Annotated in this window: 13 protein-coding genes; 6 read left to right on the forward strand and 7 right to left on the reverse strand. The window is 50.8% G+C overall.

Annotated elements, in window-relative coordinates; genetic code table 11:
* Window positions 1–60 precede the first annotated feature (60 nt).
* The 6 genes from KGZ92_10620 (at window position 61) to KGZ92_10645 (ending at window position 14,283) form a co-directional block, all read left to right on the forward strand.
* Window positions 61–3,294, forward strand: coding sequence for a DEAD/DEAH box helicase family protein (locus tag KGZ92_10620; GenBank protein MBS3889720.1), 3,234 nt, complete (start codon window positions 61–63; stop codon window positions 3,292–3,294).
* Window positions 3,295–3,298: 4 nt separating this feature from the next.
* A complete protein-coding gene (locus KGZ92_10625) occupies window positions 3,299–3,910 on the forward strand; it encodes a DUF4391 domain-containing protein (protein MBS3889721.1) in 612 nt (203 codons plus the stop codon).
* A 118-nt stretch (window positions 3,911–4,028) separates the two neighbouring features.
* On the forward strand, window positions 4,029–5,993 hold the full coding sequence (locus KGZ92_10630) for a site-specific DNA-methyltransferase (GenBank protein ID MBS3889722.1): 1,965 nt from the start codon (window positions 4,029–4,031) through the stop codon (window positions 5,991–5,993).
* A gap of 13 nt (window positions 5,994–6,006) precedes the next feature.
* Window positions 6,007–9,030, forward strand: a complete 3,024-nt coding sequence (locus KGZ92_10635) for a DEAD/DEAH box helicase family protein (GenBank protein ID MBS3889723.1) — start codon at window positions 6,007–6,009, stop codon at window positions 9,028–9,030.
* 66 nt (window positions 9,031–9,096) lie between these two features.
* Window positions 9,097–11,673 (forward strand): DEAD/DEAH box helicase, encoded by a 2,577-nt coding sequence (locus KGZ92_10640; protein ID MBS3889724.1) that lies wholly within the window; start codon window positions 9,097–9,099, stop codon window positions 11,671–11,673.
* 15 nt (window positions 11,674–11,688) lie between these two features.
* Window positions 11,689–14,283, forward strand: a complete 2,595-nt coding sequence (locus tag KGZ92_10645) for a DEAD/DEAH box helicase (protein MBS3889725.1) — start codon at window positions 11,689–11,691, stop codon at window positions 14,281–14,283.
* 22 nt (window positions 14,284–14,305) lie between these two features.
* Here the strand turns inward: KGZ92_10645 and KGZ92_10650 are convergent, their stop codons facing one another.
* The 7 genes from KGZ92_10650 to KGZ92_10680 all read right to left on the reverse strand — a co-directional run bounded on the left by KGZ92_10650 (window position 14,306) and on the right by KGZ92_10680 (window position 21,617).
* Complete coding sequence (locus KGZ92_10650) at window positions 14,306–17,083, reverse strand: AAA family ATPase (GenBank protein ID MBS3889726.1); 2,778 nt, start codon at window positions 17,081–17,083, stop codon at window positions 14,306–14,308.
* Window positions 17,084–17,123: 40 nt separating this feature from the next.
* Entirely contained in the window at window positions 17,124–17,816 is a 693-nt protein-coding gene (locus KGZ92_10655) for a hypothetical protein (GenBank protein MBS3889727.1), read from the reverse strand.
* Window positions 17,817–17,908: 92 nt separating this feature from the next.
* Window positions 17,909–18,181, reverse strand: a complete 273-nt coding sequence (locus tag KGZ92_10660) for a hypothetical protein (GenBank protein MBS3889728.1) — start codon at window positions 18,179–18,181, stop codon at window positions 17,909–17,911.
* A 174-nt stretch (window positions 18,182–18,355) separates the two neighbouring features.
* Window positions 18,356–18,868 (reverse strand): 6-carboxytetrahydropterin synthase, encoded by a 513-nt coding sequence (locus KGZ92_10665; protein MBS3889729.1) that lies wholly within the window; start codon window positions 18,866–18,868, stop codon window positions 18,356–18,358.
* 313 nt (window positions 18,869–19,181) lie between these two features.
* Window positions 19,182–19,595 carry an SMI1/KNR4 family protein gene (locus KGZ92_10670; GenBank protein ID MBS3889730.1) on the reverse strand — a complete coding sequence of 138 codons (414 nt, stop codon included), beginning with the start codon at window positions 19,593–19,595 and terminating at the stop codon, window positions 19,182–19,184.
* A gap of 103 nt (window positions 19,596–19,698) precedes the next feature.
* Window positions 19,699–20,049 carry a DUF4269 domain-containing protein gene (locus KGZ92_10675; protein ID MBS3889731.1) on the reverse strand — a complete coding sequence of 117 codons (351 nt, stop codon included), beginning with the start codon at window positions 20,047–20,049 and terminating at the stop codon, window positions 19,699–19,701.
* A gap of 227 nt (window positions 20,050–20,276) precedes the next feature.
* Window positions 20,277–21,617 (reverse strand): sodium-dependent transporter, encoded by a 1,341-nt coding sequence (locus KGZ92_10680; protein MBS3889732.1) that lies wholly within the window; start codon window positions 21,615–21,617, stop codon window positions 20,277–20,279.
* Window positions 21,618–22,218 lie beyond the last annotated feature (601 nt).

The raw sequence follows: 22,218 nt of genomic DNA on the forward strand, positions 1-22,218 counted from the left end.
ATATGACTTTTCTCCGCTGTATAGTTGCGCGTAAACTAGTTACTCTAAGGAGCAAACATCATGCGAATGCCGGAGTTCTTCGACAATGTGAGTAAGACTGTAAGAGACGACTTGCTGGTTACAATTAAGAAGGGCGACAAGCTGTCCGTAGCGGCGGCCTGTTTCTCGATCTACGCCTATCAAACCCTCAAGAAACAGCTTGATGGCATTGATGAGCTGCGGTTTATTTTTACTTCGCCGACATTTCTGCAAGAGAAAACGCCTAGAGAAAAGCGCGAGTTCTACATACCCCGCCGCGACCGCGAGCGCTCCCTCTACGGTACAGACTTCGAAGTAAGGCTGCGCAACGAACTGACCCAAAGAGCCATCGCCCGCGAATGCGCAGCTTGGATCCGCAAAAAAGTGCAATTCCGCTCTAACCAGACAAGCGGCTATATCAGTGGTTTTATGAGCGTGAACGGAGAGATCACCACGACGTATACGCCCCTCCACGGGTTTACCACCGCTGACATCGGGTGCGAGCGGGGCAACAATATCATTAACCCCGTCAGCAAGTTTGATTCGTCGCATGCTAATGGTTACCTCAGCCTGTTCAACCACATATGGAATGACACCAACCTACTGCGTGACGTGACCGAGCAGGTCATCGACAGCATCACCGCCGCTTACAAGGAAAACGCGCCGGAGTTAATCTACTTCGTGGCGATATACCATATATTCAACGAATTTTTGGCAGACGTTTCTGAGGATACGCTGCCAAACGAGGCTACCGGCTTCAAAGACAGTAAGATCTGGCACAAGCTCTATGCCTTTCAAAAGGATGCTGCCCTGGCTATAATCAACAAGCTCGAGTCCTACAGTGGGTGCATCCTTGCCGATAGCGTCGGCCTCGGCAAAACATTCACCGCGCTTGCCGTCATCAAATATTACGAGAACCGCAACCGCTCCGTCCTCGTGCTGTGCCCCAAGAAGCTATCGGACAACTGGAACACCTTTAAGGGCAACTATGTCAACAACCCCGTCGCCCCCGACCGCCTGAGGTATGACGTTCTTTACCATACAGACCTTTCGCGGGAGCGCGGCAAATCCAACGGGCTGGATTTAGACAGGCTTAACTGGGGCAACTATGACCTTGTGGTCATCGATGAGTCACATAACTTTAGAAACGGCGGCGACTTTTATGGGGAAGACCGCCGCGAGAACCGTTACCTGCGCTTGCTGAACCGTGTCATCCGCGCAGGCGTAAAGACAAAGGTCTTAATGCTTTCGGCGACCCCAGTCAACAATCGCTTTATCGACTTGCGCAATCAGCTAGAGCTCGCCTATGAGGGCGAGGCGAGTCGTATCCATGAAAAGCTGGGGACAAAACAAACCCTAGATGAAATTTTCCGCAATGCCCAAAAGGCCTTCAATCAATGGAGCAAGCTCGACGAGGGCCATCGCACCACTGACGCGCTGTTGCGAGCGCTAGACTTTGACTTCTTCACGCTTCTCGACAGTGTGACCATTGCCCGCTCCCGCAAGCACATCGTAGATCATTACGATATGAGCGAGATTGGCGCCTTCCCTGAGCGACTAAAGCCCCTCTCCTTGCGCCCGCGCCTTAGTGATTTACCTAGCGCCATAAATTACAACGAAATCTATGACCAGCTGATGAATTTGAACTTATCGGTGTACATCCCGACTAACTTCATTTTTCCGAGCCAACTCGCGAAGTATGTCGACACCTCGCTAAATATTAACCGGGCGGGGCGCGAAATGGGCATTCGTCGTTTAATGAGCATCAACCTCTTGAAACGCCTAGAGAGCTCCGTAGAGTCCTTCCGCTTGACACTCGGGCGCGTCAAAAAACTGATTGACGATACCCTTGCCGAGATAGACGCCTTCACCCGTGGGGGCGGCTCGGTTGTAAAGTGCCAGGAACTGCTTGGCGACGAGGCCGACTTTGATGAAGATGACCGCAACACCGAGTACTTCGCTGCCCAGCACAGCCTCAAAATTAACCTCGCCGATATGGACTACAAAACTTGGCGCGATAGGCTCGCCGCGGATGCCGAAACGCTCGAGCTACTTAAATCGATGATCGACGATATTACGCCTCGACACGACACCAAGCTGCAGACCCTACTCGGGCAAATCGAGAGCAAGCTGACAAACCCCCTCAATGAGAATAACCGCAAAATCCTTATCTTTTCGGCCTTCTCCGACACGGCGGAGTACCTTTACGCCAATGTCAGCGCCTTCGTTAAGTCAAAGTTCGGGCTCGACACGGCCCTGATTACCGGCAACGTAGACGGCAAGACAACGATTAAGGGGCAGCGGGCAGCGCTTAACGAGGTGCTGACCTTGTTCTCCCCGATTTCAAAAGATAAACATCTGCTTATGCCACACAGTCGCGACGACATCGCCGTGCTAATCGCCACGGACTGCATCTCAGAAGGCCAAAATTTGCAGGATTGTGATTACTGCATCAACTACGATATTCACTGGAACCCCGTGCGCATTATTCAGCGGTTTGGGCGAATCGACCGTATCGGCAGCCGCAATGCCGTTATTCAGCTTGTCAATTTCTGGCCTGACCTGGATTTAGATGAGTATCTTGCCCTCAAAGGGCGGGTTGAAACAAGGATGCGAATTTCCGTAATGACCGCCACCGGCGATGACGACCTTATCAACACCGAGGAAAAAGGTGACCTTGAATACCGCAAGGCACAACTACAGCAACTTCAAGAAAAAGTCATGGACATTGAGGATATACAATCGGGCATCTCCATTATGGACTTGGGGCTGAACGAGTTTAGGCTGGACCTACTGGCCTACGTTAAACGCGTCGGCAATATGGACACCCTGCCCTTAGGTCTGCACGCCGTTGTGCCTGCCTCAGCAGACTGCCCTCCGGGCGTAATATTCGTCCTTAAGAACCGCAATAACAGCGTAAACCGCGATATGCAGAATCGCCTGCACCCCTTTTACATGGTCTATATGGGCACAGCAGGCGACGTCATCTGTGACCACCTTTCGCCTAAGAAATTGCTCGATAGATTCCGCGATCTGTGCAAAGACAAGTCGACGCCCGTGGTGGATGTTTGCCGCACCTTCAACGCCGAAACCAAGGACGGGCGCGACATGCGGCACATTTCTTCGCTACTGACGGCTGCGATTAAATCAATTATCGAAGTAAAAGACGAAAGCGACCTCGACAGCCTCTTTCGCCCCGGCGGCACGTCCGCCTTACATACCACCATCAGCGGACTAGACGACTTTGAGATGATATGCTTCTTAGTGGTGAGGTGACGCTATGTTAGAGCTACCCCGTTCAACTGAGGTGAACCGCCGTGTGCCGAAAGAAAAGCTCTACGCCCACACAACCCTAACCACAGAGGTGCGCGACCTAGTGAAAGACCAGGTAGAATCTGTCGTCTGGCGCAACAAACTGGCGGAGAATACCGCTGGCATCGCCACCGGCGAAACAGTGAAAGAGCTCCAAGTTTTTGCGGTAACCCTGCGTCAGCGTGGGTTAGATAAACGCGTCCTGCAGGTCATCGCCAAGGCCATACCCTACAAGATACTGTTTGTGCTCATTTTTGGTGACGAAGCACAAGCGTGGATCGAAGTGGCCGGCACGTTTTACCACACCGCATGGCTCGCAGTCGACAGTCTGCCGCTGAAGTTCACGGGGCTTAATCTAGACGCCGTCTATGAGAACTTAGCCCGACAGGTAGCGGGCGGTAAGCTCGGCGAAGCCGGCAACATCGCCGCAGCCGTAGCCCGTGACAAACAAAGGCAAAAACTCGAACGCGCCATTGCCGCCTTACAGAAGAAATCGCTGCGCGAAAAGCAATTCAACAGACAAGTCGAACTAAACGACGAGCTGAAACGACTGCGAAAAGAATTGGCGGGGCTAGGATGAGTGCCTAACGAATACCAGCAGCACTCTCGCCCGTAAAGTCAGCTTCTAAGCCACGCAGGTATGGCAGTTAGCGCAGCCTATAGTTGCTAGACTGCCCTCATAAAGGAGGAGTAAACCCATGTCTATTAAAATGAAATTCGAAACACCAGACCTTACCGCCGCGAACGTGGCGAAAATCGCCGCACTGTTTCCCGGGGTGGTTACCGAGGGCAAGGTTAATATTGATCTGCTACGCACCATGCTCGGCGATGACGTGCACGGCGACGAAGCCTACGAGTTTACATGGGTGGGTAAGCGCGCCGCCATTGCCGAAGCAGGGCGGCCAGTTCGCAAAACCCTCCGCCCCTGCGTGGAGGAGAGTAAGGACTGGGACACGACCGAGAATCTTTACATAGAGGGGGACAACCTCGATGTATTGAAATTACTGCAAGAAAGCTACCTCGGCAAGATCAAAATGTGCTATATCGACCCTCCGTATAACACAGGGAAGGACAGCTTTTTATACCGTGATAAATTCACTATGGACGCGGATGAATACGATGAAGCTGTTGAAATGTATGACGAAGAAGGCATGAAAAACTTTCGTGAAAATGTAAAGACAAACCCTCGTTATCATTCCGACTGGTGTACATCCATATATCCTGTATTGGTGTTGGCCCGAAACATCCTATCAGATGACGGGATAATCCTTATTAATATGGATGAAAATGAAATTATCAATCTCCAAAAACTCTGTGCGGAGGTTTTCGGAGAGTCTAACGATTTAGGGACAATTATTTGGGATAAGAGAAACCCCAAAGGCGACGCGAAGGGCATTTCATATCAACACGAATACATTGTTGCATACGCCAAGAATAAGCTGTCATTTGTGGAAAAATGCAAAATGCAACGCCCCAAAAAAAATGCCGCGGCAATTATTGCAAAGGCAAATCAAGTATTTAAGAAGGTAGGAGCTAAATACACTCTTGAAGAAGCAAACCGCGAATTTGCATCGTGGGTTTCTGCACAAGATGATTTTAGTGGTGGCGAGAAAGCATATAACCGCATCGACCAAAACGGAGATGTGTATAGGCCAGTTTCAATGGCATGGCCAAACAAGAAAAAGGCTCCCGACGATTACTTTATTCCCCTAATACACCCAATAACAAAAAAGCCGTGTCCTCTTCCAGAGCGTGGTTGGCGCAATCCCTCTGCTACAATGAATGAATTGTTGCGTGAAGGTTTAATTCTGTTTGGTAAAGACGAAACAACTCAACCTAACAGAAAATATTTATTAAAAGAGAATATGTATGAAAATATTCCATCGCTACTTTATTATGGAGGAAGCGATACAGACTTGCTTGCTGAACTGGAGATTCCTTTCGACACCCCAAAGGTTGTCAGCATAGTAAAGGAACATATACAGTCTTTTACTGCTGATAGTGATATTGTGTTAGATTTTTATTCCGGCTCCGCCACCACTGCCCATGCGGTGATGCAACTGAACGCCGAGGACGGCGGCAAGCGCAAATTCATTATGGTGCAATTACCGGAGCTTTGCGCACCGGACAGCGAAGCGGCGAAAGCGGGCTACGCCAATATTTGCGAAATCGGCAAAGAGCGCATACGCCGGGCGGGTGACAAAATCAAAGCTGAAGTTGGCTTGACCGCCCAAAACCTAGATATCGGCTTCCGCGTCCTAAAAGTCGACGATACTAACATGACCGATATCTACTATGCCGCCAGCGACTACACTCAAGAGTTATTGTTTCAAGTAGAAAACAACATTAAGCCCGACCGCACAGATATGGATTTGCTCTTTGCCTGCCTCTTAGACTGGGGGCTGCTACTTTCTCTGCCGCACACGCAGGAGCAAATTGATGGCTTCACTGTTCATACCTACAAAGGCGGGGACCTAGTAGCCTGTTTTGAGGCGGGTATTAGTGAAAACGCCGTCCGTGAGATCGCCAGCCGTGAAATAGCCGACCGCCAGCCGCGGCGCGTCGTTTTCCGAGACTCAGGCTTCGGCAGCTCGCCGGATAAAATAAACGTGTTTGAGATTTTTAAGCTGCTCGCGCCGAATACGACTGTCAGGGTGATCTAGGAGGTGACGATGAATGAAGCTGCAATTTAGGCATCAGGCTTTTCAGGCGGACGCGGCAAGGGCGGTCTGCGATGTGTTTGCGGGCCAGCCCTTTCACACGCCGACCTACCTCGTAGACCCCGGCCTAGGGCAAATCAAGATGGAAGCTGACCAGGCCTTCACGGGCTTTAACAACGCGCCTATCGCCCTAGGCGACGCTCAGATTCTAGAGAATATACGCGCCATACAGCGCGCTGGCCAAATCAAGCCGTCCGAGGCACTTGAAGGTCGCTACAACCTGACTATCGAGATGGAGACTGGCGTGGGCAAGACCTACACCTATATCAAGACCATGTATGAGCTCAACAAGCGGTACGGCTGGAGCAAATTCGTCATTGTCGTGCCGAGCGTCGCTATCCGCGAGGGGGTATATAAGTCGTTCCAAATAACCGAGGATCATTTTGCCGCAGACTACGGCACTAAAATACGCTACTCCATCTATAATTCGGCGCGATTAACCGAGATTGACCGTTTTGCCTCCGACAGCGCGATTAATGTCATGATCATCAACAGCCAAGCGTTTAATGCCAGAGGCAAGGACGCGCGGCGTATTTATATGAAGTTAGATGAGTTTCGCTCTCGCCGCCCCATTGACATCTTAGCTAAGACGAACCCTATTCTCATCATCGACGAGCCGCAGTCGGTAGAGGGCGCGGCTACCAAGGAGCGACTTAAAGAGTTTACTCCGCTGATAACGCTGCGCTATTCGGCGACCCATCGGCCGGACAGCGTCTATAATATGGTTTACCGCCTTGACGCGCTCGAAGCCTATAACAAGAGGCTAGTTAAGAAGATTGCCGTTAAGGGCATCTCTGTTTCTGGCAGCACGGCTACCGAGGGCTATGTCTACCTACAGAGCATCAATCTCTCTAAGGGTAACCCCAAGGCGACGATAGAGTTCGACGTAAAAGGCAAATCCGGCATCCGCAAGGCGGTAAAAAATGTAGACGAGGGCTACCGTCTGTATGACAACTCCGGCGAGATGGCTCAGTACCAGGACGGTTACACTGTTATGCGGATCGACGGCAGAGATTCGTCTGTAGAATTCACCAACGGCAAGAAGCTTTTTGTGGGCGACGTCATCGGCTCGGTCAACGAGGAGCAGCTGCGCCGCATTCAGATCAGAGAAACTATCCTCTCGCATATCGAGCGCGAGCGCGAGTTGTTTGCCAAGGGCATCAAGGTGCTGTCGTTGTTCTTCATTGACGAAGTGGCGAAGTACAAACAGTACGACGCCCAGGGCCATGCCACCGGCGGTACTTACGCCCAGGTCTTTGCGGAAGAATATAACGAGATTACTGGCTCTATGCAGCTTCGGCTGGAAGATTCCCCAGATTATATAACATACCTGGCGGGCATCCCTGTGGAGCGAACACATGCCGGGTATTTCTCTATTGACAAACAGAGCGGTCGCATCATTGATAGCAAGCTCGGAGACAGAAGGGAACGCACCTCCGACGATGCCGATGCCTACGACCTTATTATGAAGGACAAGGAGCGCCTGCTTGACCGCAGCGAGCCTGTGCGGTTTATCTTTAGCCACTCTGCCCTGCGCGAGGGTTGGGATAACCCAAATGTGTTCCAAATTTGCACCCTGAAGCAAAGCGGTAGCGATGTACGCAAACGGCAGGAAGTCGGGCGCGGTTTGCGCTTAGCCGTCAATCAAAGCGGCGTGCGTATGGACGAGAATGTTCTCTCGCGCGATGAGATCCACAACGTCAATGTGCTGACCGTTATCGCCAATGAAAGCTACGACAGCTTTGCCAAGGCCTTGCAAGCTGAGCTTGCGGAGGCGGTCTCTGACCGCCCGCGCAAAGTCGAGGCGCAGCTGTTTGCCGAGAAATTTGGCAAGGTTACCGCTTTGGTAATTTACGAAAGCATGATTAAAAATGGCTATGTCCAGCGCGGTGAATTGACCGAAGCATACTACGAAGCGCGTAAGAACGGTGCGTTTGAATTGCCAATAGAAGCTGCCGCCCGCGCCACCGAAGTTCGCGCCGTGCTTGATTCCGTCTATGACCCAAGCGCTAACAAACCAGTTAATGCCCGCCATAACAATGTCGACATAACCCTAGACAAAAACAAAATGAACAGCCGCGCCTTCCAAGAACTCTGGTCGCGCATCAACAGCAAAAGCTACTACATCGTCAATTTTGACGAAGCCCAACTGATCGAGAAAGCTATCGCGGGGCTAGACGCTAGGTTGCAAGTGCCCAAGGTTTACGTCAATGTGGAGCGAGGCGAACAAGCCAGGACCATCGAGTCCAAAGAACAACTGCAGGCAGGCGCGGCATTTGTTCGCGCAGAAATAGTGCGCGAGGAAGCAGCGCCTAGCACTACGCTAAAGGCGAATAGCACCGTTCGCTACGATCTTATTGGCAAAATCGTCAACGAAACAGGGCTGACACGAAAAGCGGTAGCCGCAATCTTGATCGGCCTAAAAAAGTACGTGTTTGACCAGTTCGCCGACAACCCCGAAGAGTTTATTCTGCGTGCCGCCAATATTATCAACGAGGAAAAGGCCACGGCAATTATCCAGCATATCACCTACGATAAACTGACCGCCGCATTCGACACCACTATTTTCACCGAGTCCGGCCTAAAAAAAGGCGCCTTGGGCGTAAACGCCATGGCCGCCAAAAAACATTTATACGACTACGTCCTCTACGACTCCAATATCGAGCGCGACTTTGCCGCCAAACTAGAGGCCCATAGCCAAGAGGTCGAAGTCTATGTCAAGCTGCCGCGGGGCTTTTACATTAGCACTCCCCTCGGCAAGTACAACCCCGACTGGGCAATCGCCTTCTACAAAGGCACGGTGAAGCACATTTTCTTTGTCGCGGAAACAAAGGGCACTATGTCCCCCGTGGACATGCGTGAGATTGAACAAACGAAGGCCGACTGCGCCCGCGCGCATTTTCGCGCCATTAGCGGCGCCACAGTAATATACGATGTTGTGGATAGCTATGAGCAGTTATGGAATCTGGTGCAGAAATAGACGCCAAGGCTACGCTAGCCCCGCACCCTGTGGCGCAGGGAAGAACGCTGCAAGAGAGGTGGCTTTATGCCGCATAGTATTCGAGAGTTGTTAAATGAGTTGCCTGGAGAGGTAGTATACCAACACAGGCTAGCTGCTCGATCTGCCCTCCTTGATGAAATACCTAGAAATATCCACAGAAAGCTGTATCTCCCCCTACGTCATGAGTTCCCCCAAGGCCTTTATTCCCATCAGACTAAGGCCATTAGACAAAGCCTGTCAGGTCGACACGTAGCCCTTGCCACGTCAACTGCATCGGGAAAGTCACTTTGTTTCGTTTTGCCCACCCTCGACGCCCTGTTGAGGGATCCTCAGGCGTGTGCTCTGTTTGTGTACCCACTAAAAGCACTATCTGGCGACCAACTCGAATTGATTACACATTGGGCAGAACGAGTTGGGCTAACAAGCCAAGTCTTTCGGCTAGATGGCGATATTAAGGGTGAAGAGCGAAATCAGGCCCTAGCACGCGGAAGATTATTTATCTGCACTCCTGATATACTTCACACCACCATCCTCAGACGCAACCTTGATGAGCATTACACGCGGATCTTTAAAAACCTTGCCTATGTAGTTCTGGATGAGTGCCATGTTTATGATGGGGTTTTTGGCAGTCATATGGCGCTCGTTGTTCGGCGTCTCAGGCAGGTGTGCAGGAACCATGGCAGCTCACCTCGATTTATCGTAGCAAGCGCTACCATCGGACAACCGCATGAACACGTCAGCAACCTCATCGGGACAGATGCAGTCGACCTCATCACCGAGGACATGAACGGCAGTCCCACGGCAGAACGGGATTACTTCATGGTGAACCCCGCCAACACTGAGAGTTCATACGGATACATCATGAAGCTCACCCGGGAGCTTGTTAAGCGAGTCACCCAATTTGTGGTATTCTGCAACTCGCGCAAGGAAGTCGAACAATACGCTTTGAGTTTACGTCAGGATTCCCCGAAAATGCATGATAGCATCATGCCCTACCGGTCGGGATACGAGTCTTCGGATCGATCTGCGATAGAGCGGGCACTCCGGCAGAAAACCCTCCTCGGCGTTTTCTCCACCTCTGCCCTCGAAATGGGCATCGACCTACCTAATCTTGATATCTGCGTTATGGTCGGGTTACCCAACAGCCAAGTCAGCCTCATTCAGCGTGCTGGTCGCGTAGGCAGGCGGCGCCCCGGAGCTGTAATCATTTGTGGCAAGGAAACCCCGTTTGATGAGTATTACTTCAAAAGGCCCGCTGATCTTTTTAAGCGGGCCCTAGAACAAACCACCGTCAATCTGTCAAACCCGAATCTTCTCATTTCACACTATGCCTGTGCGAGGATTGAAGGGGGAGATTTTGAGAATCCTCGTCTGGACCCCGATATTTTTGGCCGAGAGTTTATAAATATAGCCAAACAAGTGCATCAGTTTGATTACGCGCAGGACATTCTCTATGACCAGGAGCCGCACTTTAAGATTAGCATCAGATCGATTGATGACCCGGTCTATAAACTTGGCTACGGCCACAGCACCATAGAAATACCCTTAGGGCAAATAACCTACTCTAGATTGATGCGCGAGGCCTACCCTGGTGGAATATACCTGCACCTAGGAACCCGCTATCGGGTAAAAAAGGTCATCTTCGGCAAACGCGAAGTGCTTGTCGACCGGCGTTGCCCCTTTGCTTCCACAAAACCTAGGCTTGAATCATGGGTTAAACCTAAAACAACACTTCGCAAAGGCGCGGTGCGATCATGGCCAAGCATTGACGTAACAGAATCCACCCTCAGCATAACGGAAAAGATCACGGGATACCTAGAGAAGTCAGCCTCAGAAGAGAGAGAGGTGGTGTATAAGCAGCCTCTGATGCGGTACTTCGTCACTTCTGGCATAGTCATAAAAATAAAAGGGCTCTCTAGACTGACGCATGGATCTATAGTGGGCTTCGCTAATGCTATCGAAAACTCATACCCCATTGTCTACCGCTGCGCTCGCGCCGACATTGGGAGCTATGCCTGGAGCAAGGAAGAGCACGAAGGACATATTTACCTGTATGATGCCACTCCTGGCGGACTGGGCATCACCTCATCTGCCCTCGCCCATTTTGAGAAGCTCGTCGAGACTGCACTTGATGGCGTGATCAGTTGCGAATGCAGCCTAGACGAAGCCGCCTCTATCCATGGCTGTATAAAATGCGTTAAGTCCAATATGTGGCTGCGCTACCCGAACAGCACCCGGGCAGATACTTTATTTCTTCTAGAAGAAATTCTCAGGGTAGTCACGCAATCGGCAGCGGAGATTACTTTGCCGCAAGATCGTAGACCTCCGTCTCCATCGCAGCGGAACAAGTATGGCCGAACAGTGTTAGCTAACGGATCCGTAGTTTACACTGGTGCGGGCCACGAGGCAGTAGTGATAAGCAGTACCCCCATGGAGTCTACTATAAGTCCTGGGGAGAGGTTGTATCTAGTTCAAGGCGCCATGGGGGAATCTAAATCATTTATAGGCAGCAAGCTAACGCTGATACAGGGAATGGTTGAACTCTGGTGCGTCAACTGCGGTGCCGATTCCATCTCCATGGAAGATGCAGTATGTCCGATTTGTGCAGAAAAGCTGATTTAAGGGAGGAAGATGGCGATGGATGAAGTAATCCGAATCATCGGAGGGTCGGGCTTTACAGTAGCGCATGAACATCTGGCACACCCCCGGGCATCGCGCATGTTGCCTTGCCCTGAAGTGCATCATCTTATCGCCGAATATGTGGCGAAAACGTATTCGGGCCAGCTCTTCAGGCACCAGGCCCTAGCAGTACAAGCTGCCCTAAAGGGGCAGAATGTCGCCCTAGTTACAGGTACTGCCTCAGGTAAGACCCTGAGCTTTGCCATCCCAGTATTTGACGAGCTGCTTAGAAACAAGCAGTCAAGAGCCATGTTCTTTTATCCCACCAAAGCCCTAGCAGGCGATCAACTCAAGTCCCTGCAAGCGCTTGCGGCAGCTTTAGGAATGCCGGGAACTGTTTTTAGATTCGATGGAGACACCTCCACCGATGACCGCAAACGGGCGCTTACCAGTGGCCGGCTACTCCTGTGCACGCCAGATGTATTGCATACGACAATGCTTAAACGCCATAAAGAAACTCTTTACCACGAGTTCTTCGCCAACCTGAGATCCATTGTGCTAGACGAATGCCACATTTACAGTGGCGCTTTCGGTAGCAACATGGCCTTTGTGCTCAGGCGTCTACGGCAGGTGTGTCAGTCCAAAAACTCACCCCTCCAGTGGTTCGCCGCCAGCGCCACCAGCTCAGACTCGGGCAACCACCTCAAACTACTCACCTCGGAAACGTTCACTATCATCGACGAAGCGGAGAACGGCGCTCCCTCCGGAGGCAGAAGATACATCCTTGCTAATTGTGTGAATGAAGCTCAGGTTTCTTCCGTTAATCATCTCATTGCCACCTTGGCCACCGAAAAGAAGAAATTTATCGTCTTTTGTCAGTCGCGCCGACTTACTGAGCAGTTCTACCACGAACTGACCTCGGCTCACCCAGCAATTATGGGCACAGTGATGCCATATCGCTCGGGCTACGAACCAACAGATCGACAAGACATAGAAGACTCCATACGAGACAACCGCCTGGTAGGCGTCATATCGACATCAGCACTTGAACTAGGCGTTGATCTGCCGGAGATGGAATATTGCATTCTCATTGGCCTGCCCACGACGGCAATTAGCCTTATGCAGCGCACTGGTCGCGTCGGTAGGAATCCGGGCCAGCAGGGCAAGGTTATCATTTTCCCCTCAGACAATGCTGTGGATGACTACTATCGTCGACACCCAGACAAGATCTACACACGCCCCTTGGAGAAACTAGTTCTACACATCGATAACCGTCAGTTGATCCTCTCGCATTTCGCTTGCGCCAGATATGAGAGTCAAAGTTTCGACAGCCCAGACCTCGACAGCAATATTTTTGGGCCAGATTTCGTAGAGTTGGCGTCTACTGTAAACAACCTCGATACCGTCGATGACATCCTAGTCAGCAGTGACCCACACTCAATGTTGGGGATTCGCGGAATCGGCGACCCCACGTATGAAATATACACTAGCGGTGGCGAAAAGCGCCTAGGCACTATAACTTGGTCACAAATACTTAGAGAGGCCTATCCTAAAGCTGTATACAGGCACATGGGCGAAGCCTACAGAGTAGAGCGCATTCTATCCCGCGATTGCGTAGTCAAGGTCAAAAAAGAGAATCGCAACCATAGTACTTCCCCGGTAGGACACGTTTTTGTACGCGAACGCACTGGCGCGGGGGCAACGGTCTATAGGCGTGCAACATGGATAGACAAGGTTGAGCTCCTCCACACCAACATGGTTGCAACAACAGTAACAAGTGGCTTTAGAGAAAAGATTAACGGGCGATGGGTGCAAGAGAAGTATCAAGCACCTCTGCAACGTCGGGTTTTCTCTGAAGGTGTCTGGTTCAAACTGCTACCGGGCTTTGGCGAGGTCACTCGGTCAGGTCTCAACACCTTTGTTCACGCGCTCTCCAGCGCATATGCCATATACATGCCGTGTGACACTGCTGAGTTAGCCACTCATTCTATGCGCAAACCAGATGGCAGTTCTTGCATGTATGTATTTGATACCACTTCGGGGGGACTCGGTATCTCAGCAGGCCTCTTCGACTGCTTTCAACAGCTACTGCCTATGGTAGAGGAGAGGCTATCCACCTGTGGCCACTGCGATACCGACCGCTTCAATAGTGGTTGCCCTGCGTGCGTCCAAGGACCCCGTTGGTATGACGACAATGACCACCTAAATAAGAGCGAGGCGCTTGCGATCCTGCGAAATCTCTGCAAAGTACTGTCCGCAGCAAATCCCGATATCATGGTCTCCTCTGCTTATCGTCATCGTGAACAAGGTGGGCTAACCTCCATTTCTGACATGGGGAACGCCGAGATGCCCCAGAAATTCGGAGCCCCCGTTTATAATCGCGGCGCCGTCGTTCGCCTACCTTCTGGACTCGAAGGGACTGTATGTGAGGCATTCGACGAGGCCGGCCAAATGACCTATGTGCTTGAGCTGCCAAATGGGCGCCAAATCCGTATTCGCGACATGGGTCTCGTGCTCGTCTCTGGGGATCACCACCTGCGATGTGGTTGCTGCGGAAGTGAGTGTGCCCATGATACCCGCTACTGTCCAAACTGCATGGCAGAAGTCGGATAGAACTATTTAGCAAGAAGCTGCGCTACACCGATGGCGCATGGCACGCTGACGCCGTGATTATCTGCAGCAGTCGACTTTCCAAACGCTCCTTTTCTCCGCTCGCATTAGTGGCAAATCGCAAAAGAGGTAAATCAATCTGCGCCAAAATCCTATCTTTGACTTGATCCCGCTCCAATTGCTTGGCAACTTGTTGGTGATATCTAAAGCCGTCCACTTCAATTGCCAAAACGGGCTCTTTATCCATTCTGTTATAAATGAGGAAATCCACATGAGAACAAGGGTGCGCAGCAAATCCTTGTTCTCGCTCATTTAGCCCCGCCATGTCCTTTACAATCATGGCCAACGGAACATGCAGCGCGACCTTAAACGAGGCAAATTCTTGCTTTGCCAGCACTTCCTCAACAAGCTCGTTAAATAAATTTTCTGACTGAAATTGCGATACCTTCTTTGTCTTGATAGCCCTCAGCTGCAGTAGCTCTGCATACTCACTATATAGCATATCGAATACGGAGGCCTTCGTGCTTTCAACCGCTTGTCCACCCGCACTATTGTAAGTCATGTAGCGTATTAAATCTCCCAGATGTGTCCCGTGTTGCCGCGATATGTTGTCGGACGTGACGACTATAAACTTTTTCACCGCCCGCGAAACTGCAACATTTATCAAGTTGGGTTGATCAATAAAGTCGTTGACCTCATTAGACACCGTGGAAAAAACAATGATTTGTTTTTCTCGTCCTTGAAATTTATGGATTGTGTCTGCTTCTATCCCCTCAACAGCTACCATTTTTCTTAACTCAGCAACATGGTCACGATAAGGCGCGATAAGGCCGACCTCGCTGCCGCCACATGACTCCACAGCGCTATCTCTTAACACTTCATCGCGTACAACTTCGATCTGCCGAAGATTGTACCAACCAGTCCCTATCCTGCGTGCATGATTTCCTGGTGCTGTTCGATAGACCTGAAGCGCTTTCTCATCGCTAGCCGCATTAGTCATGACTATTAACTCATTATTGTAAAATTTCTCATTGCAATACCGGATTATCTGGGGTTGACAGCGGTAATGCTCTCGCAACAGCGTCCGGGCTACCCGTTGCTCGTACAGTGCCACCAAAGATGAAAGAATACTGTGCTTCGAAAAGTCATAAGCGCTACTTATCTGCAAAACTTGCCGCAGCTGATTGCTCTTGTGCTCCACATCCTGCGATACGATTTGCGGCAATTGTTTTAAATCCCCGACAATAACGGCCTTCTTGCAACAGGACATGGCTAAGGCGGCAGTGGCTAAATCGACCTGCGAAGCTTCATCTATTATAAGATAGTCGAAGATGAAGTTCTCTGCCATGCTGTTCCGAATGGAATGCGTTGTGCTTAAAATTACAGGATAATGCTCCACGAAGGCGTGAAATTGAGCCTTGTACTCCTTAAGAAAAAACTCCCGCCTGCCGCGCTCCCTGTATCGCGTAGACAGGGCGGCACGAAAGACGTCTACAGAAAGATTGATCGATTGCTGCATCAGGCTATCAAAATCCGTTGCGCGTAAACGTCCTTCTAATGCAGCGATCTTTTGCTTATGCTCCTGTATGGTCCGTTCATAATACAAATGATTTAAGGAATACGTTATGGCGGGCTGCGCCTTCGTCAGTATTGCGAAGTTGTGTATTCCATAATAAAAGAATAGCCTAGCTCTATTTGGCCAACTCATTAAGCTTCCCTGCTCAATTAATTGGCGATATTCGACTAAAAACTCCAATATATTTCTCCCTAGCCAATGTCTCCGTAGCGAGAACATTTTAAGGGGAATTAGCTCACCGCCTTGCTCACTCAAAAAATGGCTCTGTTCCGTTTCTAACCTCGCAAGATGCTCTCGCACACTCGCCGATTCATTGCGTATTTTTAGAAGAGCGGCCACCTCTGGGACAGTTTTGCGAAGTCGATCTGCGCTTGTAGTTAAGTCCTTCTTCGTGCGATCCCAGGCAGACAAATCTAGCGCACATCCCGTACTGCCCTCAAAAAAGCGTTTCTGATTTTCTTGATGGCCCAAAGATGCCGCAATGAAGTCATACCCATCTTTTTTTAGTTTCTCCATCACATTATCTATGGCCGCGTTATTGCTAGAGACCACTGCGACAGTTTGTCCGCGGCACACTGCATTGGCAATTATATTGAGTATGGTCTGTGTTTTGCCAGTTCCAGGTGGCCCCTCAATGATACTGATGGAATTGTTTAGGGCCTGCTCAACCGCCTTCTTTTGACTCAAGTTAAATCCAAATGGGAAAATGACCTCTGAGACGTCTGCCGCTTTTTTTATTTTGGCAGCACTAAGATACGTAGCAAGCACGCTTTTAGGATTTATTCGCCCCATTTTCTGATATTGTTCCCCCAACAGCGATTGTCCTTGCTCTGTAACATTTAATTGCTGGGCGACTCCTGCAAGATATGTGAAAACTGTGCCCTCTTTTGACGCCGCCACACATATCTCATGGTAGCTTACCCGATGGCGCGGTAGACAAGTGGTGGTCCCTTTTGAATTAATGACTCGAACGTATTCGCCAAAGTCGTCGACTCTGACAAGTTGTTCAGCCGGCACGTCGTCGATGCATACAATTGTGTCTGCTAGGTTGATTGGCTTAGGATTGCTCAGCACACGCACGCGATCCTGTGCATACTCGTATGGCTTGCTGCTGCCATAAAAAACTACGCGGACCCGCGCGCCAACAAATGTTATCTTTTGCACCTGGGCGCTTTTGTCCTCATATATATCTGTTGTGCTCGACTTTATAAGAATAAGACGATTCACTCTGCACCTCGCTCTCCTGTATCCTCCGCGTAATTACGCACTACTTTGACCACAGCGCGGTAAGCTCTCCATACTTCGCGAGGGCGGCCTGGCCTAACTCAGTCAGCGAATATACCCCTCGCCCCATGCGCTGAAACCACCCGTAGACATTGCGATAGAGAGTGGCCCAAGTATTGGGATTCGTGGTGAATTTGCGTAGCTGCGCTGCTGTCAGTGGCCCATGAATGGATAAGAGGTAGGCCATGCGCAAGGCGTGCTCACGGTAGGCCGTCATAAGCTCTTGCCCAGTCGTGCCTGCCGTGTTTAGATCGAGACTACGCTCGGACGCTTCTGTGCCCATCGCCTTGCGGGCCTTGGCATTGCGCCGCCCCGTGAACGGCTGTGGAGACAGTGCCAGCTCTACATGCGGCGGACTGCACAAGGGATCAACTAACAATAACCCTAGCTCCAGTCTGCGCAAGAGCTGCAGCACTCCCCGCCAGCGACCAGACCTCAGGCCGCGTTGCGGCCTAAACACGGCAACATAGACCGCGTCCGCTACTTGTTGACGCCTTGTGGCTTGAACTAAGGCATGGAGCCCTAAGGTCAGCTTAAGCTCTACGGCTACTAGTTCTTCTCCGCGCATGCACACAAGGTCGCAGTGCTTTACCTCTGTACGCACCACATAGCCCTGCCTCTGCCAGTATTCCACTATCGGTGCGGAGAGGTCGCTTTCCTTCAGTTTGCTACGCATCAAATCTCCCTTTCAGTCTAAGTTGTAAAAGAACAGGCAGACTCACACCTCACATACTGAATGTGTCTCTCGTCAAGCAGCAGGCTCCGTCCCTAGCGCAAGAGACTGGGGGGCTTGCGTAGCTCTGTCCCCTGTTCAAAACTATAGGCCAAGCGTATAAGTGTTGTTTCTTCGTATGCGCGGGCGGTAAAGGTAAGCCCTAAGGGCTTGCCCTCGGTAGTGTAACCTGCCGGCACAGTGATAGATGGATAGCCCGCCTTGGCGGCGATGGCCGCGGTAAAGATCGCATCGGGGTCTAGTTCAGCTATGCTGTTCAAACGTGGCCCGCTCTTGTCTAGCGCCGCAAAGATGCTAATTTCATGCATCGCTCATCCTCCTTCTCAGCTAGAATTTACCTCGCCACAAATACACCCCGTAATATTTCTCTGTGGATGCGCCATATCCCTTTGCTAAGATTATGGAGGGCAGATGGCCGCCAATTTAACAAGGGAGCAGACACATGATACATGTCCGCTCCCTTGACTTAACTTAGCTATTTTTTACTTAAACTCTTTCGATGCTGCATTCATGGAAGATGAACGGAAAGTAATTTTTTTGATTGGCATCTTGTCTTTAAGAAGCTCGTAGAAGAGCTCACATAGATTCTCGCAAGTGGAGACTTTTTTAGTCACAACGACTCTGTACTCCGGATATGACCAGGCAAGAGCGTGGTCAATCTTTTTCAGCGGGATACAGTGCTCTGGATCATTGGTGATGCCTTCCTTTTTGTAGACAGCAAGGACGGCCTCAAGAAGTGGGTCGCCTTCTTGAAACAATGTTGCATGGTGGAAATGGTCGCAAACTTCCCATGCCTTTTTGACCCCATCTTTACAGGAGTGAGCAAAGCCAGTTACTGGGTCGACGGTGTCTTCAAGCTCTATCGTCAATAAGCCTGAGTGCCCATGCAGGTGCTTTGCCTCTCTCGGCCAGTTCATAAACCTATGTGCGTACTGGAAATCGAGGTTTACGATTGATGTGTACTTGTCGTTTGGCAAGTTAATGACCTCCTTCATTTTGTTTTCACTTATATTCGAAAGGCACCCGAGACAGATGCCTTCAAATATACCACTTGGTCATCGACATGAAATGTCTTCACTTCCGGAGCGTAGGTCAGGGAGGCTTGCTTCCTTTTTAGCTGCCACCCTGACGCGAGGCAATAATTACTAGACCGTATTTATTACTAGATTGTAATTATCACAACCTAAGTATATACGTACAGAAGAAAAAAGCAATAGTGAGGTAAAAGATTCGAAGCAACAGGCAAGCAACAGGAACGAAGCAACAGGGACGGAGCCTGTTGCTTGCCTGTTGTAACATTTTCTGCCACTAGAGAGCGTCTGCGTAGTATTTTTCTATTGCTTCGCGCAACCCATTGGCCTTAAAGACACGGTTGTCGTACTCGTGCTCCCACATAAATATATCTGTCTCCTTCACGCCGTCTCCAGTGATAGGGTAACCAAAATAATCCCCGCATCCGTTACCCGCCACAAATAGCAAACAATCAAGCGGCATCCAAGCGGTTACGCTGCGCAGCATGAGGTTGGTATCGATGATCTGCTGACAGGAGAACACGAAATAACTGTCCCCATCAAATTGCCGAAGCATCTCTACTAAATCGGACGGCAAACGAACACCTAGTGCTCTCTCGGCTGCTTGGATGTCGCGATTGGACGCCGGCGGGTTTAGTCTTACGTTCGGATTACCAGCCGAGACCTTTTGCACAAATTGTCTCCACATCATTTTCACCTTACCCTTATGATTTCGCCCTCATTGGGTGGCGAAAGATACTGCGTTGTAGAGCATACATACCTTAACCCCTGATTTTTCGTCAGCGGACACGAATTTACCCTCTATGGTGTCGCTGCGTCTCTATATCCTCTTCCGTTGTCAGTTTTTCTCTTGTCAAAGAGGCCTTAGCCATCTCTAGCAGGACCCTATACGGGTCCCCGAGCAAACCAAAGTGCTTGGCGAACGCCGGCTCAGTCTTGTATCCCAAACGTTTGAGAGCTCTAATCGCCTCTCGGGCCGCTTGATGCAGACAGAGCAGTTCGTACTCTACCACCATGTGCAGGTATGCGTTTTGTCGTTCGACGGGAAGTGCTTGCCCAAAAATCTCCACTGGAAATCCGTCGAAGGTGAACCTGCAGATGGTTGTGGGCAAACCCTGCCTTCCACCAGACTTGTTATTGGCAATAACAAAGGCACTGGCTCCGGTGTTAGACGAAGCTAGCTATGGACGTGTCTTCCTAATCATCGGTGCAACAGACCTCCTGAAGTCTATAGATGAACTGACACTGCGGTTTAATCCGACTAGTGACCTCTCGTCAAGCGGCAGGCTCCGTCCCTAGCGCAAAACTGCGAACTAGGTCGAACTACAAATATCTACCAACTACCTTCGCGACCGCATCGACATAGCTACGCCTACTTCCACAAACCAAAATAGCGCAGAGTCCCCCCTACTAGTATGAGCATCGTCACAATAACAGCCACATACTTGCCTAAAAAGTCCCACCAGGCGGCCATAGGCGTCGCTGCCCCTTCATTGACCTCTTTGCGGATACGGGCGCTACCATAGACCCAAAAGATTACCACCATCATGATGAGGGTGCCTACAGGCATGATAATTGCTGAAGTAAAGCGCATCCACGTAGAGAACAAGGGCTGGTTAACGGTGAGCGGCAAACCGATGATGAGCGACAGCGCTCCTGTAGCGAGAGTCGCCTTCTTTCTATTCCACTTTAGCGCGTCCATCATCGGCTCCACTGCCGATTCAAAAAGTGAAACAGCGGAAGTAATAGACGCGAAGGCAACCAACAGGAAGAATAGCGTGCCAAACAATGCGCCTGCGGGCATCTGGGCGAACAAGCTGGGCAAAGTTATAAACAACAACGGAATGCCTGCGTTAGGCGCGACACCAAAGGCAAAGGCTGTAGGGAACACGATTAAGGCAGCTAAAATGGCGGCCACAGTGTCAAAGAGGGCTGTGTAGGCTGCAGCCTGCGGTATGTCCGCTTTTTTGGGGAGGTAACTGCCATAAATAACCAACGTGCATCCGAGCAGACTCAAAGAGAAGAGCGCTTGGGCCAAGGCGTTAAACCAAGTCAACGGGTTAGCTAGTTGACTAAAATCCGGAGTGAAGATAAACCGCAGTCCTTCCTGCGCACCCGGCAAGGTCAAGGCACGCACAGCCAGTACTACAAGAATCACGAAAAGGGCGGGCAACAAAATGTTATTGACTGGCTCGAGGCCTTTTTTCACACCCGCATAAACAATAGCTGTCGTCATCACCACAGCGATAACATGCCATGGCACCGCCGCGGCGGAACCGGCAAAAGAATTGAAAGCTAGCGCGAGATCTTGCCCTGCGAAACCGCGCAAGGCTAATCCGACATAGTACAAGACCCAGCCCACGACAATCATGTAAAAGACGGTTACGGCGCCCGTAGCGAGAACAGGCAAGAAGCCGACCCAAGCCCCACCACGCCATTTGCGCTCGGCAAAGGCAGCTGCCACCGCGCTGATGGGGCCGGTTTTGTTAGCTCTGCCAAAAGCGAATTCACCCATCAGGGCCACGAGACCGATTACCGCGATAATCACGAGATAGATTAGCAAAAATGCGCTGCCACCGTAAGTCCCCATGCGCCACGGGAACATCCAAATATTGCCGAGGCCAATGGCTGACCCCGCGCTGGCCAGGATAAAGGCGAGCTTTCCTGACCACATCTCCCGCTTCTCGCTTGTTGCCGGTGTTTTGTCACTCATAATTGGTTGATCCCCCTTGCATTACTTACGTTCGTGTCCGCCTGCCAAAGATACAGAGTCTAGGGTCTACGCGTTGCGCTTGCGCTACTCACCTCCCACCGCAATTTATCGCAATATTAAGTATATAATCGCTATAGTACCTCAAGCGCAGAACTTAAGTCAACAGAATTCTCAAGAAATTACCTAGGGATCTCTCCATCTTGGCCTTTATGGCGCAGATTACGCATTCTCATCGCTAAAAATAGAAGGTCATTCCTGCTTGGACCTCTTTTCCAGAGCTTTACGGGCAAGATCAAGCACGTCAGCACGAATGTACCATGGCCCTTCTCGCAGTTTCTCCAAATGCTGACCATACCGAATGAACCGGAGTAGCACCGCTCCTTTGGCAAGTGCGTTGAATCCGCGATGCAATTGTTTCTGCCTCGCGGCAGCGTCGTTCGCGACTAGGGTCAAGGGTAATCTAGGCCCATCTCCCGGCCCTAGCCACCGCGCAAAAAAACCGGAGCCCGCTTATGGCGCGAAGCTGTATCATCACGCGCACGGCACCCCGGAGGTACGGCCCCCATACTAAAGAGCGGCTTAAGCAACTGAGAGACCACCT

It is taken from the genome of Bacillota bacterium (assembly GCA_018333655.1).
Classification (GTDB): Bacteria; Bacillota; UBA994; order UBA994; family UBA994; genus BS524.